At 41.6% G+C, this 16680-nt stretch carries 12 protein-coding genes, 1 tRNA gene and 1 pseudogene; 3 read left to right on the top strand and 11 right to left on the bottom strand.

Annotation, left to right across the window (positions count from 1 at the left end; all coding sequences use genetic code 11):
• Positions 1–112: 112 nt before the first annotated feature.
• The gene (locus AAEY72_RS07825; RefSeq protein ID WP_352310124.1) at positions 113–277 is read right to left on the bottom strand and encodes a hypothetical protein; all 165 of its coding nucleotides are present in this window, start codon (positions 275–277) and stop codon (positions 113–115) included.
• Between the two features lie 270 nt (positions 278–547).
• Here AAEY72_RS07825 and AAEY72_RS07820 point away from each other — a divergent pair, with 270 nt between their 5' ends.
• On the top strand, positions 548–2230 hold the full coding sequence (locus tag AAEY72_RS07820) for an NAD-dependent malic enzyme (RefSeq protein ID WP_352310123.1): 1683 nt from the start codon (positions 548–550) through the stop codon (positions 2228–2230).
• Between the two features lie 396 nt (positions 2231–2626).
• On the opposite strand, the gene AAEY72_RS07815 is transcribed toward AAEY72_RS07820, so the two are convergent.
• The 3 genes from AAEY72_RS07815 to ocd all read right to left on the bottom strand — a co-directional run bounded on the left by AAEY72_RS07815 (position 2627) and on the right by ocd (position 6412).
• The gene (locus AAEY72_RS07815) at positions 2627–4030 is read right to left on the bottom strand and encodes a YjiH family protein (protein WP_352310122.1); all 1404 of its coding nucleotides are present in this window, start codon (positions 4028–4030) and stop codon (positions 2627–2629) included.
• Positions 4031–4126: 96 nt separating this feature from the next.
• Positions 4127–5086, bottom strand: coding sequence for an arginase (locus tag AAEY72_RS07810; RefSeq protein ID WP_352310121.1), 960 nt, complete (start codon positions 5084–5086; stop codon positions 4127–4129).
• A 225-nt stretch (positions 5087–5311) separates the two neighbouring features.
• Positions 5312–6412, bottom strand: a complete 1101-nt coding sequence (gene ocd, locus AAEY72_RS07805; protein WP_352310120.1) for an ornithine cyclodeaminase — start codon at positions 6410–6412, stop codon at positions 5312–5314.
• A gap of 168 nt (positions 6413–6580) precedes the next feature.
• Here ocd and AAEY72_RS07800 point away from each other — a divergent pair, with 168 nt between their 5' ends.
• Together AAEY72_RS07800 and AAEY72_RS07795 are read left to right on the top strand one after the other, a co-directional pair.
• Positions 6581–7012 (top strand): Lrp/AsnC family transcriptional regulator, encoded by a 432-nt coding sequence (locus AAEY72_RS07800; protein WP_010199089.1) that lies wholly within the window; start codon positions 6581–6583, stop codon positions 7010–7012.
• An 80-nt stretch (positions 7013–7092) separates the two neighbouring features.
• Positions 7093–7254, top strand: a pseudogene (locus tag AAEY72_RS07795) (IS1595 family transposase); the annotation flags it as partial.
• A 115-nt stretch (positions 7255–7369) separates the two neighbouring features.
• Here AAEY72_RS07795 and AAEY72_RS07790 read toward each other — a convergent pair.
• The 7 genes from AAEY72_RS07790 to AAEY72_RS07760 all read right to left on the bottom strand — a co-directional run bounded on the left by AAEY72_RS07790 (position 7370) and on the right by AAEY72_RS07760 (position 16518).
• Positions 7370–7446, bottom strand: a tRNA-Ile gene (locus AAEY72_RS07790).
• A gap of 83 nt (positions 7447–7529) precedes the next feature.
• Positions 7530–8336 carry a pteridine reductase gene (locus AAEY72_RS07785; RefSeq protein WP_352310119.1) on the bottom strand — a complete coding sequence of 269 codons (807 nt, stop codon included), beginning with the start codon at positions 8334–8336 and terminating at the stop codon, positions 7530–7532.
• A gap of 33 nt (positions 8337–8369) precedes the next feature.
• Positions 8370–9572 carry a tRNA nucleotidyltransferase/poly(A) polymerase-related protein gene (locus AAEY72_RS07780; RefSeq protein ID WP_352310118.1) on the bottom strand — a complete coding sequence of 401 codons (1203 nt, stop codon included), beginning with the start codon at positions 9570–9572 and terminating at the stop codon, positions 8370–8372.
• A 164-nt stretch (positions 9573–9736) separates the two neighbouring features.
• Positions 9737–12061, bottom strand: a complete 2325-nt coding sequence (locus AAEY72_RS07775; protein ID WP_352310117.1) for an NADP-dependent malic enzyme — start codon at positions 12059–12061, stop codon at positions 9737–9739.
• A gap of 352 nt (positions 12062–12413) precedes the next feature.
• The gene (locus AAEY72_RS07770; protein WP_352310116.1) at positions 12414–13880 is read right to left on the bottom strand and encodes a protein adenylyltransferase SelO; all 1467 of its coding nucleotides are present in this window, start codon (positions 13878–13880) and stop codon (positions 12414–12416) included.
• Between the two features lie 280 nt (positions 13881–14160).
• A complete protein-coding gene (locus tag AAEY72_RS07765) occupies positions 14161–15339 on the bottom strand; it encodes an acyl-CoA desaturase (RefSeq protein ID WP_352310196.1) in 1179 nt (392 codons plus the stop codon).
• Between the two features lie 450 nt (positions 15340–15789).
• Positions 15790–16518 carry a glycerophosphodiester phosphodiesterase gene (locus AAEY72_RS07760; RefSeq protein ID WP_352310115.1) on the bottom strand — a complete coding sequence of 243 codons (729 nt, stop codon included), beginning with the start codon at positions 16516–16518 and terminating at the stop codon, positions 15790–15792.
• Positions 16519–16680: the final 162 nt, after the last annotated feature.

Below are 16680 nucleotides of genomic sequence, written 5' to 3'. Positions count from 1 at the left end.
TGAGAGATAATAAGCAAACCACCTCTGCCTTGGTGCTTTAAAGCCCAAACCCTTCTGAATTCCAATGCGAGCACAGCTTTCATCTTATGTAGAGACAAAGCTGTGCCTCGCTTCATCTTTCCTTATTTAATATCTCTTGTTCTTCTTCAGCTATTTTTAATTGGCGTTTGAGTTGCTTGATTCCTTCAAGAGCTACCACAACTCCAGTATAATAGGGTTCTGTGGCGACAATATTGCTTCGATTGGTTTTGTTCTGCCAATTGGGTAGCTTTTGCATCGCTTTTCCTAATTGCTGAGCAGTTGCAATCTAGTTAGCATTATTATTTGCTATCTTTTGACCGATTCTACTTTGAATTCCGTATTATCGCTCTGTATTTTCTTGGTCATGATACACTTATCGTCGAGTGGTTGCTTGATCAAGTTTACTGCCATGATTTTTTCAGCATCGCTCAATAAATGTAAATAATGACTGTGAATTTAATGAATAAGTAAAATATTTAACCCATTAATTTTTTCACTCATACGCCTCTAACAAGAAGATTTTATTATGCAAACCAAACGTCCGTTATATATTCCCTTTGCAGGCCCTGCATTATTAGAAACCCCTTTACTAAATAAGGGTAGCGCTTTTTCATCAGAAGAGCGCGATAGCTTTAATTTAACAGGCCTACTGCCTCATAACATTGAGACGATTGAAGAGCAGTCATTACGTGCTTATCATCAACTACGTTCATTCACTAATGATATGGATAAGCATATTTATCTGCGTAATATTCAAGATACTAATGAAACCTTGTTTCATCATTTGATTGAGCAGCATATTGAAGAAGTCATGCCGCTCATATATACCCCAACCGTTGGCCAAGCATGTGAAAAATTCTCTCAGATTTATCGCCGCAAACGGGGTTTGTTTGTCTCTTATCCTGAGCGTCACAAAATCGATGACATGCTGCAAAATGCCACCAAACAAAACGTCAAGGTAATCGTTGTCACCGATGGTGAACGTATATTAGGCCTAGGGGATCAAGGCATTGGCGGTATGGGTATTCCCATTGGTAAATTGTCGTTATATACGGCTTGTGGTGGTATTAGCCCCGCTTATTGCCTACCGATCTTATTAGATGTCGGCACCAATAATCAGCAATTGCTTGACGACCCTATGTACATGGGCTGGAGAAATCCACGCATCTCGGGTGACGAATATAATGAGTTTGTAGACTTGTTTATTCAAGCCGTTAAACGTCGTTGGCCTGAGGCATTATTACAGTTTGAAGATTTTGCCCAAGAGAATGCGACACCATTATTGAATAAATATCGTGACCAATTATGCTGTTTCAATGATGACATTCAAGGCACCGCTGCTGTGTCAGTCGGTACCTTGATTGCAGCGTGCTTGAATAAAGGTCAAAAGCTTAGCCAACAGAATATCGCGTTTTTAGGTGCAGGATCTGCTGGTTGCGGTATTGCTGAGCATATCATTCGCCAAATGCAGCGTGAAGGCTTAACGGAGGCGCAGGCTCGCAGCCAAGTATTTATGGTGGACCGTTATGGCTTGCTTACTGATGGCATGACAGAGCTACAAAAATTCCAAGAACCGTTAGTACAAAAAGAATCGGCTATTGCAAGCTGGGATAGAAGTAAAAAACTTGGTTTGGCGCAAGTGGTTAAACAAGCAAAAATAACCGTATTATTCGGCGTCAGTGGACAAAAAGGTCTGTTCACCCAAGAGGTGATCGAAGCTTTATGTGTGAATACTGAGCATCCGATTGTCTTACCGCTTTCAAACCCAACATCTCGTGTTGAAGCAACACCGCAAGAAGTAACAAACTGGAGTCGTGGTAAGGCAATCGTGGCAACCGGAAGTCCTTTTCCTCATACTACTTTTGAAGGACAGACTTTCGAAGTGTCGCAGTGTAATAACAGCTATATTTTCCCTGGTATTGGTCTAGGTGTTTTAGCATCGCGTGCGACGGGCATCAGCGATAATATGCTAATGGCGGCAAGCCAAGCACTTGCCGATATATCAATGGAATATGAAAAAGCACCAGGTGCAATATTACCGCCCATTAGAGTCATTAGAGAGATCAGTGAAAAAATAGCCTATGCAGTCGCACGACAAGCGATTGAAGATAAATTGGCACTACCTGTCACGGCAGAGAACTTAGAACGTCAATTAAAAGCCAATTTTTGGTTGCCTAAATACCGCAACTATCGTCGTACTTCTTTTTAGTTTTATAAATTAGATATAACAAATCCTAATATAGTCAGTGAAAAGTAAAATCGATACATCACGCGCTGCTGATATCAATTTTTCTTGCTTGCTGTGCCTGTGCAGACAGAGGCTACAAAAAATTGATATCAGCAGTATCGTAGCGTTTTTGGGGTATTTTGACTATATTAAGCACATCACCTAAGTAAAATACTAAATGAAAAAAGGCAGTTGATGAGCCTATTATGTCGGAGAGGGTAGTTGGTTTTGCAAACCGACAATCTTGTGAGTAGATTGATATCAGCAATAAAAAACCACCTGTCAAGGTGGTTTTTTGCTGCTGATCTTTTGTTCAGAATCGGTGTATCAGGCTTTCAGAAAATCCTCTTGCGAAGCAAAAATTGCAATTTAATATTATTAAAAAATCATATGCGCACATAATGCAATAATCGGTAATGAGATAATAGTTCTTAATAGAAAGATTACTAATAACTGTAAGAAGCTTACTGGAATTTTTGTGCCTAAAATTAGTCCACCTACTTCTGACATATAGATCAATTGAGAAACTGACAAGCAAGCGATGACAAACCGAGTTAATTCTGATTCTATTGAAGAGCCGATAATAGCAGGTAAAAACATATCGGCAAAACCTACCATGATCGTTTTTGACATTTCTGCTGCAAAAGGTATATTCAATAACTCTAAGAATGGGATAAACGGCATACCTAAATAATCAAATACAGGTGTTTCTTCTGCAACGATTAAGCCCATCGTCCCGATTGCCATAACGACAGGTAATATTCCGATCCACATATCCAAAATATTCTTTAACCCATCCTTTAAGAAAGTAGAAAAGCTTGGACTTTTTTCTGCTTTGTGAACGGCTTTATGTAGACTATGGGTAAATAATGTTTTTCCTTCAGGGATAGTCTCATGATCTCTATCACTGTTTTCTACTACATACGTATCTTCAATTCTAGATAAAGGCAGTAATCTTGGTACTATTAAAGCACAAACGATCCCGCATAAAGCCACGACCCCAATCATATTAAGAAAATAGCTTTCTAGTTTAACTTGAGAGATGACAACCAAACAGAATGTAATCGAAACTGCTGAAAAGCTGGTAGCAATAACGGCTGCTTCTTTTTTGGTATAAAACCCACCTTCCAACTGTTTATCAGTTAGCAATACGCCGATAGTTCCATCACCCAACCACGATGTTAAACAATCTACAGATGACCTACCGGGTAAGCCAAATAGAGGTCGCATTACTTTACTCAATAGAACACCAAAAAATTCTAACAAGCCAAAATCGAGCAATAACGGTAGCAATAATCCAGCTAAGAAAAATACGATAAAAAGTATTGGCATTAACTCATATAATATTAAGCCGCCAATATTGTCTGAATATATTGCCTCAAACCCAAATTTGAAATAGGTAACGACAACAAAAAATGCACCAAGCATTCTAATAATAAGCCAAGGTGTTGTGACGTTCAGTAAGTTGTTTAAAAATGCATTATTCAAAATCAATGAAGGTTTCATGATTTTAGTATACAACGTACAACACAGTGTAATCATAATTGAGATTACAACAAGCAATGGTAAAATATCACCCATGTAACCTTGTATATAATCCTTTAACACAGAGATAGGAATGGTAAACCCTTCTGCATATGATACAAACTTCCCATCTACATAGGGAATTGGAAATACAAAGAGCATCAAACCTATTATAGAGGGTATAAAGAATTTTAAAAACTGTCTGATATTGATACTGCTAACATCTTGACTTGAAGAACTAGATTTAATAATGTCCATATTATTGTTACTCGCAGTCCATTTTTTAACTAGCCTAAAAATATTCGCAATCAATACATTTAGGCTAGATGCTTTAACTCATTTTAATATTTAATATTAGTAATTCTTTAAAAGGGACTGCGTCACTTTTTCTAAAATTTTAAATATTCTGGTCGAGTCATCTTTTGAGTTGTTATACAAAGGATTGATTTCTGCCATTTCCCAACAGCATACTTTCTTATTTTTGATTAGCTCTATATTAAGTTGCATTGCTTGTTCGTATGACAGGCCATTCATTGCAGGCGTACCGGTTCCTGGCACATACAAAGGGTCAACGCTATCAACATCAAATGAGACATAGATATGATCACAATATTCTAGCTTCTTAAAGATTTCCTCTACTGTGGAACTGATGCCTTTTTGAGTGATTTCAGCAACGCTATATAAAGGGATTTTATGTCTTCTAATTAAATCCATTTCTTCTTCTTGATAATCTCTAACGGCACAAAAGACCACATTTTCTGGCTTGATAGATGGTTCATCAGATGCCATGAATTTTAATTTTTCCCAATACTCTTTTTCTTTTTCAGAAAGCTCATTACGCTGGCATTCCAGATTGTCAATCGCACAAGCCATCGCTAAAGGCATGCCATGCATATTTCCTGATCCACTGGTATATGGTGAATGAAAATCAGCGTGTGCGTCTATATAGACCACACCAATTTCAGAATCAGGATGCGCCATCTTAAGGCCATGCATCGTTCCTGCACAACTAGAATGATCTCCAGCTAAAACAATGGGGAATTTATTCTCATTTCTTATATCTCTTACTTTATGTGCTAACTTAGAGATAATTGGTTCAATCACATCAGCATATTTTGCGTGCGTAAATTGTGATTCCCCTTCACTATTACTGTCATCCTCAATACTGTCGAATTGCAATTTTTCAAAATAATCTGCATTGAGTTCTTTTGATGACGCTTTTAGTGCATCAATTCCTAAAGAGGCGCCTTTTTTATATCCTGCAATATCTGAATAAACTTCTACTATTCTTATATTTTTCATCATATCAGTCATTTTTTTCTCTATTAAATTAAATAAAATATTTTTTACATCATTTAAATTTTAAATTAAATTCATTTTTATATATTAAAGCTCTTGAAGATCAGTAGATAGATTTAAATAATAAACATATCCGTAACTGTCCAAGAGCCTTGCTAAATATAGATAAAATTTAAAAAACGATGTTGGTTTTAAACGTTACACAAAATAAGAAGCGCTTATTTTTTTTGTATTGCTTACTTACGACATAGCCACAGTTTCAGCTTCATTCGTCACTGTGCTGCGATCTTTGCTATGCTCTTTCACTACCGAATATAGGTTTTTAGGGTCAGCTTGCTGAGGTATTAGATCTAAAATCTCATACCCTCCCTGCTTTTTGATCAAGTCACGTAAAAATACCAAAGCCGTAAAGTCTTCTGATGCAAAACCAACACCATCAAACACTACTAGATCATCATCTGACGTTCGAGCCTGCACTTCGCCTTTAAGAATGCGATGAAACTCAATAACAGGGAAGTCGCTTGATAGATTTTGGATCTCACCCTCAACGCGTGTCTGAGGCTCAAACTCTACAATCACACGATCTGCGCGCATTAATATATTGCTATCCAGCTCTGTCTTACCAGGACAATCACCGCCTATCGCATTGATATAAACACCTTTTGTGATGATATCGTCGCGTAAAATAGTGGCATTGGTTTTATCAGCCGTACAGGTAGTAATGATCTCTGCACCTAAAACAGCTTCTTCTAAAGTGCGACAAATAATCACTTTCAAACCTGAGTCTGCAAGGTTATCAGCGGTTTTCTGCGAGGCCGCTGGATCAACATCATACAAACGAACTTCAGAAATACCCATGATGGCTTTCATACCCAACGCTTGAAATTCAGACTGAGCGCCGTTTCCTATTAACGCCAGTTTTGTAACGCCTTTTGGCGCACAATGCTTGGCCAACATAGCTGATGTGGCAGCCGTACGTAATGCCGTCAGGATACACATCTCTGTCAGTAAAATAGGATAGCCATTTTCGACGTCAGACAAGATACCCATCGCCGCTACGGTCTGCAAATTTCGTGTGGTATTAATCGGATGACCATTGACATATTTGCAGGCAAACATCTCTCCATCGCTGACTGGCATCAACTCGATGACACCGTCTTTGGAATGCGAAGCAAAGCGGGAAGATTTTTCAAATTGATCCCAACGAAGAAAGTCTTGCTCTAAAGCATCTACTAAATCTGTAATACATTGCTCAACGCCATAATCATGAATCATTTTAGCCATCGCTTGTACACTAACGAATGGAACCCCTTCCTTGGGTGGTACGATAAATTTAGACACTAATGCTGTTCCTTTTCATGAATATTGTTTGTTGAACCGACAATTAATATCCTACCAACTATAATTGTCAGTTAAAATGTCAATAAGTTATTAAATATGGACGTATTTTTGACATATTGTTAAGTACTACTTAGCATAATGTCAAAATTCAATGAAGGAAGCGTTTTTATGGCGTATTACACTTATGATTCTTTAGATAGCGAACTGATATCTGAACTTCGACAAGATGGTCGAGCAACCATCTCAAACCTTGCTAAAAAACTCAAAGTCTCTCGTGCCACTGTCCAAAACAGATTGGACAGACTGATGCATAACGGCGCTATTTTAGGATTTACGATTCGAGTGCATGAGGCACTAGACAAAGAAACCGTCAAAGCGATGATGATGATTGAAGTAACAGGAAAGTCTACGTCACAGGTGATTAGGAAGTTACGAGGTATCCCGCAACTGATTAAGCTACATACGACCAATGGGGCATGGGACTTGGTAGCAGAAATACACACGACAAGCTTGAGAGAGTTTGATGAAGTACTGCGTCAAGTAAGAGAAATTGACGGCATTCTGAATAGTGAAACCAGTGTTCTGCTTTCGAGTTTGTAAGGTAATTATATTAAGACAAATATGTTCAGAACTATCTAGAAAAATACGTTCAGCACTGTTGGAGGAACCAAGCCAAGTGACATATGCGTAAATATAATGGCATACCAAAAGAGCATTTCCATCTATTTTTAAAGGAATGTGAGAGGCGTTTTAACGACAGTAATCCAAAACGTCAATTACATCAGCTAAAAAAGTGGGTTAAAAAGGAACTGAACCATTTATCTAGGGTAGCCCCTAGATAAATGGTTATCTGACATGGACTGTATCGATTTTATATTGAACTAACTATATATTATATTTTTCTGAATTTTAGACAACAAAAAACCCCGTAAACAGTGCATTTACGGGGTTTGAATTTGGTGGGCCCAGTAGGACTTGAACCTACGACCAAAGGATTATGAGTCCTCTGCTCTAACCAACTGAGCTATGGGCCCTAACGCTAGACGGACAATGATACCTTATTTTTTGAATTTTTCAAGTAAAAGTTAACAAGTAGCGCAGAGTATTTGATGGCTTGTTAATAACTGCCACCAGCCAAGGTCAAACTACGCCCGCCATCAACCGCGATAATCTCGCCAGTCACATAACTTGCCTCAGCCAAATAGAGCACGCAATGGGCAATGTCAGCTGGTTTGCCTATTCTTTGCATAGGAATAGAGTCGATAATGCTGTGTTGTTGCTCATTATCAAGCGCTTGGTCGCTATCAGTCTCAGGTAAAATATTGACCCCAGGGGCAACACCATTGACGCGCACATCAGGTGCCATATCGAGTGCGAGAGATTGTACCATCATCCGATGTGCAGCCTTTGCCATGTTATAGACGGTATAAGTGCTGAATGGTTTATTGTGCGCATGGATATCGAGTAGGCTAATGATGCAACCTTGCCGTGCTTTCAGATACGGATATAACGCTTGGCTTAATAGTAAGGGCGCTTTTGCATTGGTCAAAAACAATTCGTCCCATTGTGCTTTTTCGATACTACCAAGCGCACTCGGATAAAACCGTGACGCATTATGTACTAGCACATCAAGCTGACCAAAACTTTCCATGATATTTTGGATGAACTGGCTAAGAGCTGAGCTGTCATTAACGATTGCTAAATCAGCGACGATTACCACGGCACTATCGGCTCGATTTTCATTAAGCTCATCGGCTAGGGCATTGGCTTCTTGCTCACTATGATGACAATGGATAATGACACGGTAGCCCTTATAGTGTGCGGCACGAATAATAGCGGCACCAATACGCTTGGCGCTGCCAGTCACGAGCATCACTGGTGCAACGGTACTTTCTGCTAAAGAGGTGTTAATTTTTTGATTCATAGTTAAGTTTTAGTAGACATTTGAGAGTGATTTTTAAGCCATCTTTTCAGAGGGTGTTAAAGACATATCGTGCGCTTGTAAATGTTCAATTCTGGCTTGTCGCAATGCCGCACCAATCGCTGGGCCTTTGAGGTCTGATTCGATATCTTTGACACCGATAGCATGGAAGCTGCCTAAGGCTAGCATCATCTCACGGTGCTGAGAGGCAAGCTGTAACACGTGGCTGGTCACTAGCAGTTGCGAGAGCTTATCAGGCTCTTTATGGGCGCTACAGGATTGGATAAGGTCTATTTTTTCACTCGCGCTAAGCTCATTTATACGCTTTAATTTTTCGCCTTGCTGCACGAATAAAGTCGCAAACTGAGTTTGAGCCTTTGGTACTTTGGCGGTATTGCCTATTTCAATAATAGCTTTTGTGGCAGGCATCGTTTCACGGGGTGTTAAACCAAATAACGCTGGATTAAGACTGGACAGTAATAACGCCCAGCGTTGTGACAAGTTCAATTGCATTTGACCCGCGAAATACAGCGCGGTCTGTACAGTCTCTCGTATGTGACCATTAGCGCTCCACGTCTGATGTAAGGGCGCAAAGTATTCTGTTAAAGCATCGATTTCGAACAGCTGCTGCCAGTATACCTGAGGAGAGACCTGCATCATTGCACGGCTCGATTCTTGCCAAATGCGCTCACTACTCAAATGTGACAGTTCGCCTGAGCTGACCAACTGGCGCATCAATGCCAAGGTCTCATCAGCAATCGTAAAGCCTAAGTCATAATAACGCCCATAAAAGCGCGCCGTTCTAAGCACTCGTAATGGATCTTCGTTAAAAGCGCTGGAGACATGGCGTAGGGTTTTGCTTTTTATGTCACTCAGTCCACCATAATAATCGACCACTTCGCCACTGATAGGAGTGTCGTCAGTGAGGCTCGTGACTTCGATTGCCATGGCATTGACGGTTAAGTCGCGTCGTTGCAAATCTTCCAACAGCGTCACTTCAGGGCTGGCATGGACACTAAAGCCCTGATAGCCTCGTCCTTGCTTGCGTTCGGTACGTGCTAGCGCATACTCTTCATGACTGGTAGGATGCAAAAACACAGGAAAGTCAGCGCCCACTTGTTGAAATCCAGCAGCAATCATCTCTGCTACTGTCGCCCCAACGACGACGAAGTCTTTGTCTTTAATAGGACGATCTAGCAGTCGATCACGTACTGCGCCGCCGACGAGATAAACTTGCATAATAGCTCCTATTTATTGACTTAATTGACACTAATGAAAGGGTGATTGACAAAAAAAACCAGTCAGCGCTTTTAATAAAGCACTGACTGGTTTTAGTATAGCAGACCATCTTCATAAATAAATTACAGTGATGGTGCTAATAACACACTCATACTATCGTTGAGCTATTTCTGAGCTTCGTTCTCTAAATCTTGAGCTTCAGTAACGGTCAGTGCAGTCATGTTGACGATACCACGTGCTGTCGCTGATGGCGTCAAAATATGTACTGGCTTATTAGTACCTAATAGGATAGGGCCAATAGAAGCACTGCCAGTTGCGGTTTTAAGTAGGTTGAAAGCAATGTTTGATGCATCAAGTGTTGGCAAGATAAGCAGGTTAGCTGCACCTTTCAATGGGCTTGATGGCATATCGTTTAGACGAATATGTTCGTTAAGCGCGGCATCACCTTGCATTTCGCCTTCGAATTCAAAGTCGACATTCATATTGGTTAGTAGCTCATGAACCTTACGCATTTTGACAGCGCTGGCACGGTTTGAAGCACCAAAGTTAGCATGAGAAACTAGCGCGACACGTGGCGTGATACCAAAACGACGTAACTGATCAGTTGCCAAGACCGTCATTTCAGCCAACTGTTCAGCCGTTGGATCTTCGTGGATATAGGTATCCGCGATGAAAATGTTACGATCTTGCATCAATACGGCATTCATCGCATAAAAGTCGTTCATACCTTCTTTTTTACCAATGACGCTTTCAACGTATTTTAAATGCAACTGGTAATGACCAAACGTACCACATACCATGCCATCTGCCGCACCATTTTCGACCAGTAAAGAACCAATCAAAGTCGTCTTACGGCGAACATCACGACGAGCAAGCTCAATGCTCACACCGCGGCGTTTGTTCTTCTCGTAGTAGCCCTGCCAGTAGTCTTTGTAGCGAGGATCGTCATCAATGTTGACGATGGTAATATTCTCGCCATCTTTTAGACGTAGGCCCAGTTTTTTGATATTGGCTTCGATAACTGAAGGGCGACCAACCAAGATAGGTTGTGCTAGCTTCTCATCCACGACGACTTGCACAGCGAGCAAGATATTGTTGTCTTCACCTTCACAATACACAATACGTTTTGGATCAGCTTTAGCACGAGCAAAGATTGGCTTCATCACAAACGCTGAGTTATAAACAAACTCAGACAGACGCTGACGATATGCTTGCATATCATCGATAGGTAGCGTGGCAACGCCTGAATCCATTGCTGCTTTGGCAACAGCAGAGGCAATCTCAATGATTAGATTTGGCTCTAAAGGGCCTGGGATTAAGTAGTCACGACCAAAACTCTGCATCTTTTCGATGTTTCTAGCGCTGGTAGTTGGAGTAGCTTCGACGTGTGCCATCGCAGCGATTGCTTTTACGCAAGCGACTTTCATCTCTTCGTTGACAGTTGTTGCACCAACATCTAATGCACCGCGGAAGATGTATGGAAAGCATAGCGCGTTGTTTACTTGGTTTGGATAGTCTGAGCGACCAGTTGCCATGATGACGTCTGGACGTACCGCATGTGCCAATTCTGGCATGATTTCAGGTGTTGGGTTGGCAAGTGCAAAGACGATAGGGTCTTTTGCCATACGGCGTACCATATCTTCTGATAGTGTGCCTGGCATTGATAGACCTAGGAACATATCGACATCGTCCATGACTTCTTCGATAGAAGTAGCTGTGATATCACGAGCATAGCGCTGTTTGGTTTCATCAAGGTTTTCACGGTTAGTACTGATAATACCGCGTGAATCTGAAACAATGATGTTGTTTTTATTAACACCAAGGGCGCAAATGATATCTAAGCAAGAAATGGCTGCTGCGCCAGCGCCTGAACAAACAATTTTAATCTCTTCGATTTTTTTGCCAGTAATCAACAGAGCGTTTAGCATGGCTGCGGCAACAATGATTGAGGTACCATGTTGATCGTCATGGAATACGGGAATGTTCATGCGCTTACGCAATTCACGTTCGATTTTGAAACATTCTGGTGCTTTGATATCTTCTAGGTTGATACCGCCAAATGTTGGCTCAAGAGAAGCGACGGCTTCAATGAATTTGTCTGGATCATTTTGTGCAATTTCAATATCAAAAACATCAATACCCGCAAACTTTTTGAACAGAACCCCTTTACCTTCCATGACTGGTTTTGACGCCAACGGGCCGATATTACCTAAACCTAGTACGGCAGTACCATTGGTGATGACACCGACCAAGTTGCTACGCGCTGTATATTTGGCCGCTAATGCTGGGTCTCTTTGAATTTCAAGACACGGTACAGCAACACCTGGAGAGTAGGCAAGTGCTAGATCGCGTTGGTTGGCCAATTGCTTGATAGGGGTAACTGAGATTTTACCTGGTCTTGGAAACTCATGGTAATGGAGGGCAGCTTGTTCAAACTGCTCTTTTTCCGTATTAGGGTTATCCGTATTCAAAGTGATATCGTCATTCATAATAATTGCCATGGTTGGAATAAATTGGAATAGATTAAATGGTGATAAAAAACTAACGCCGAACCCTCAAAAAACCATGAGATATGATAAGAAGAGGGCACAGTTACACTAAAAAAGGTAATGATCGATAAAAAGGTAATGATTGGCGCTTAGATTGCAGCGAAAAAAGCAATTTTGCAAAATAGTTATTCTAGCACTATTGACAATTCGCGCCTAGTCAATAGCCGTGAATTGTCCGAACAATATAATAAAATGATATTCATTATTTAGCTGGTTGATAATGCCAAAGAACAGAGCCAAATATCAACCTTAATTTTATAATGTTTTAAAATACTATCGAACAGTAGATGTATTAAGACGAGCAGCTAATGGGCATTTGCGGTGCGTGAGGTGCAGGCGGCGCACTATCTAGATCGGTAGCGATAGCTTGGACATCATAAGGATTGGCAAGTAGCTCGAATACACGATTAACTTCCTCGAATTGACCTTGTTCTGCAGCAGTGATCGCACGCTGAGCCATGCTGTTACGCAATACATAAGCAGGATTGTTCGCTTGCATGTCATTGAACGCTTGTTCCATAGACAAGGGCTGTAATTGCGCCAGATAACGTGCTGACCAGTCTTGCCAAACTTTATTTGCTTCGTCGTTGAGCTCTGCCATCATGGTAGACAGTAGTTGCTGCTCATAAGGATAATCGTTTGGCGCTACGAGAGCCAATAACGCCCGAAAGCTATTGGTATAGTCGAGTAAATTGTCTTCGAGAAAAGTGAGCCATTCAAAGGCTAAGCTGAGACTGTCTCTTTGATGCGGCAATCCAAGTTTACGGCATAGCCCCTGCTGATAGTGCTGCATAAAGGTCGCCTCGTAAGGTGCCAAACAGTCAGCCAGCGTCTCACGCGTTACTCCCTCTAAGCGCATGAAGTGTGGTAGCCAAGTATTTAGATTCCAATGTCCGATAGCGGGCTGATTCTGATAAGCGTAACGCCCAATATGGTCTGAGTGATTATTAATCCATGCAGGATTGAAGCGCTCCATAAAGCCAAACGGCCCAAAGTCCAAGGTACTGCCCGTGATAGATAAGTTATCTGTATTCATCACGCCATGGGCGAAGCCAATCAGCTGCCAGTCGGCAATCATCCGTGCGGTACGCTCAACCACTGCGGTCAAAAACGCCAATACTGGTGTCTCACTTTGGCGGCACTCTGGGTAGTAAGTGTCAATCATATAGTCAGTAAATTCACTGAGTACATCAGGAGCGAAGCTGGCAATCCACTCGACATGACCCAATCGAATATGACTGTCAGCCACGCGCATCAATGCCGCACCAGCTTCTATGCGCTCACGGCGTACTCTGGTATCAGAGACCACAAATCCTAAAGCGTTAGAGGAGGGAATACCCAATTGCGTAAGCGCATGACCGCATAAATACTCACGAATGGTACTGCGCAACACTGCCCGTCCATCTCCCATCCGCGAGTAGGGCGTCAGGCCAGCACCCTTAAGATGTAAGTCTTGTGGTTGGTCGTTATTATCGAGCACTTGCGCCATCAATAATCCGCGCCCATCACCCAATTGACCAGCCCATTGCCCGAACTGATGACCCGCATAAGCCATGGCTAACGGTTTAAAATCTGCTGGCAGGTATTGACCACCGAGTATCTCAACCCAGCGTGCCATTAAGTCTTCATCGTCTGCCCAGCCCAATTGCTGTGCCACCTGTATATTGAAGTGACCAATCCGTGGATTGTCTAGTGGCGTAGGAGGCTGTTTATGATAAAGACGTGTGTCTAGATTGACGTAGGTGTTTTGATAGCGCATGCAAGGCTTTCCCATCGAATGATATAATCGAATTATAAATTAAGTGACTTATTTGAGTGACTTGCTTACTATAGCATAGCCTTACCATTGCAGCGTTTCACTCTGTCCATCTCTTGTAATCTGCGCCTCTCAAGACTGTCTAATGAATCCTGTCCGATTCCATAAATCTCATAAATAAATAAGTGCTGTGAATAAACGTTAGATAAAAAAATCCCTCTATCTATTACAGATAAAGGGAAGGAAAAAAGTCAAAATAGAAAAGTCAGATTACTGTTAACGTTTAAGCCGCTTTGGCGTTATGACCAATAGAGCGAAATGCCGTCTTTAAATTGCTATTATGCTCAAGGATTTTTTGTTCAATCTTGGCATAGTCATTTTTCAGTATATCTTCAGCTTCATGCAAGCGATCCGCAAACTCTGTCTTTTTCATCTCAATCGTCTTGGCTTTTAGTGCCTGCCATTCTTCTACTGTCTGGGTGAACGCATCATATTCAAACTTGATACGATCTTGGAAGCTCTTCATTGCATGAGGTAGATCAATGCCGCCAACGGTTGCTGTATCAATTTTCTGTTGTGCTGCCTTAAACTGCATTTGCACTTCAGCATGCTTGATGGTCGTGTCATCTACTGTACGTAGATCTGTTGTCAGACCAAGTTTCGATAAACCTACAATCAACCATTTGGTTGGATCATACTGCCACCATTTCACGCCATTACGATAATCGTATTGGAAGAAGTGATGATAGTTATGATAACCCTCACCCCATGTAAATATGGCCAAGAAGAAGTTATCACGGGCTGTATTAGTATCCGTATAAGGACGGCTACCAAACATGTGGCATAACGAGTTGATAAAGAACGTAAAGTGATGCGTCAATACCAAACGTAGCAAACCAGCTATAACCAGCGTACCCCAGACATCACCCAATAACCAACCAATAGCAGCGACCATACCAACGTTCAAGGCAACGACCCATAGACCGTAGTATTTATGCTGAATCTGTAACGTTCTGTCTTTGGTCAAGTCAGGAATGTTTTTATAGTCAAACTTGCCGCTAGGGTAGTTGCGTAGCATCCAACCAATATGGCTGAACCAAAAACCGCGTTTTGCTGAATATGGATCATCCAAACGATCGTCTACATGACGATGATGAGTACGGTGACCTGATACCCAGTCAAATGCAGAGCCTTGTACCGCTAAAGTAGAACCAAGCAATAGGAAGTTTTTGACAATTGGATGAGCTTTATAAGCACGATGTGCCAATAGGCGATGGTAACCGGTTGTGATGCTCATACCCGTCCATACCATAAAGGCACCAAATACGCCCCAAACAGGCGCGCTCACGTCATGCGTAAATAAGTACCATGGCGTAATAATGGCGGCAGCAATTGGTGTGGCTACCAAGATAGTCGCTGGAATCCAGTTGATCGGCGCTTTTGTGAACTCAAACTCACGCATATCAATGCTTTGCTCTTCTGTAGAAACGTCAGTTTGTGCAGAATCTGTCGCATAGTTGCGTTTTGCTACAGGTTGCTCATCAAAAGCAGCTTGCGCCTTTTTTTCGTCAAAACGAGTTTTAAAACGCGTTACTTGAGTGCTGGCAGTTTTTACAAGCGTGTCGCCAGATTTGATAGCGAAACGTAAGCCTTTAAGCGGTAAGCCAAGTGCTTTTTTTGCAATCATATAATATCCCTAACGGTATTAATTTAAGACACCATAGTACCTTAAAAACTAAGTAAAGTGAACACTTATACACTATAAAAATATTGCTAAATAACAATAACTTGTATCAATTATAGTATTCATTGCTGTAAATAACCGGTGACTTATCAGGCATAGCGTAAAAGTGTAAGTAGCATGACAGATATGTAGGGGGTGTGAGGTTTTTTCAAGAGGGGTATCGGGCCGTTAGTGTACCAATAGGTAGGTTGGAAAATCCGTAATAATTACATCAACCTGCCACGTTATTAGTGATTTAATGGTATCGATGTCGTTGACCGTCCACGCACTAACAGGTAAACCATAACGATGGCTATTTTTAATGACGGACTGGGTTAGGAGCGGGTAGTGGATACCCAGTCGACTACAGCCCAGTTGCAATGCGGTATTGGGCGCCGTTGCCAAGGCGTCAGGTGTGCGAATAAGCAAGCCGCGTGGGGTATGCATCAATAGCGGATGACGTTGCAAGCGAGCATGCAGCTCGACATCAAAGCTAGTAAGGACAATAGGTAAGCTGGCAAGTGGCGTGTCAATGAGGTTGTGTGCTAGCGCGTTAACCAACTGCGTATAATTGGTGCGCTCATGGGTCTTTATCTCAAGCTCGATATAGCGAAAATTGGTCAGTACATCATAAGCGCACGCTAAAGTCATGACTGGATATCCATACTGCCGATAGCGTTTAATCTCAGCGAGCGTTAACTGGTCGATATGCGATTGCTGACCACACATGCGTTCTAAGTTATCGTCATGGAACACAACCAATTGTCCATCAGCACTTAGCTGAACATCAAACTCAACCCCCGCTAAACCCCGTGCTCGTAAATGCTGTGCATGCTCAAAACCTGCCGAGGTGTTCTCGACTGCTTCACCGCGTGCACCGCGATGACCGAGCAAAAGCGTGTTGTTAAGATTTATCATAATGAGGAACTGTCGGCTATTTTTACGAGTAATGATATAGCGTCCAACCAACAGAATCTAACGAAATTTGCAAAATAGTTTTTGCTCAGGCGTTGCCGTAGAGAGTGGCAATATAAAAAATAAGTGTGTGTCTAATAGATACTGCAAAGAAGGTTTTTAATC

Origin of the sequence: Psychrobacter sp. W2-37-MNA-CIBAN-0211, from assembly GCF_040309405.1 — a bacterium.
Taxonomy (GTDB): domain Bacteria; phylum Pseudomonadota; class Gammaproteobacteria; order Pseudomonadales; family Moraxellaceae; genus Psychrobacter; species Psychrobacter glaciei.
Note: the sequence above shows the minus strand (reverse complement) of the source record. Positions and strands in the feature narration are given on the sequence as shown.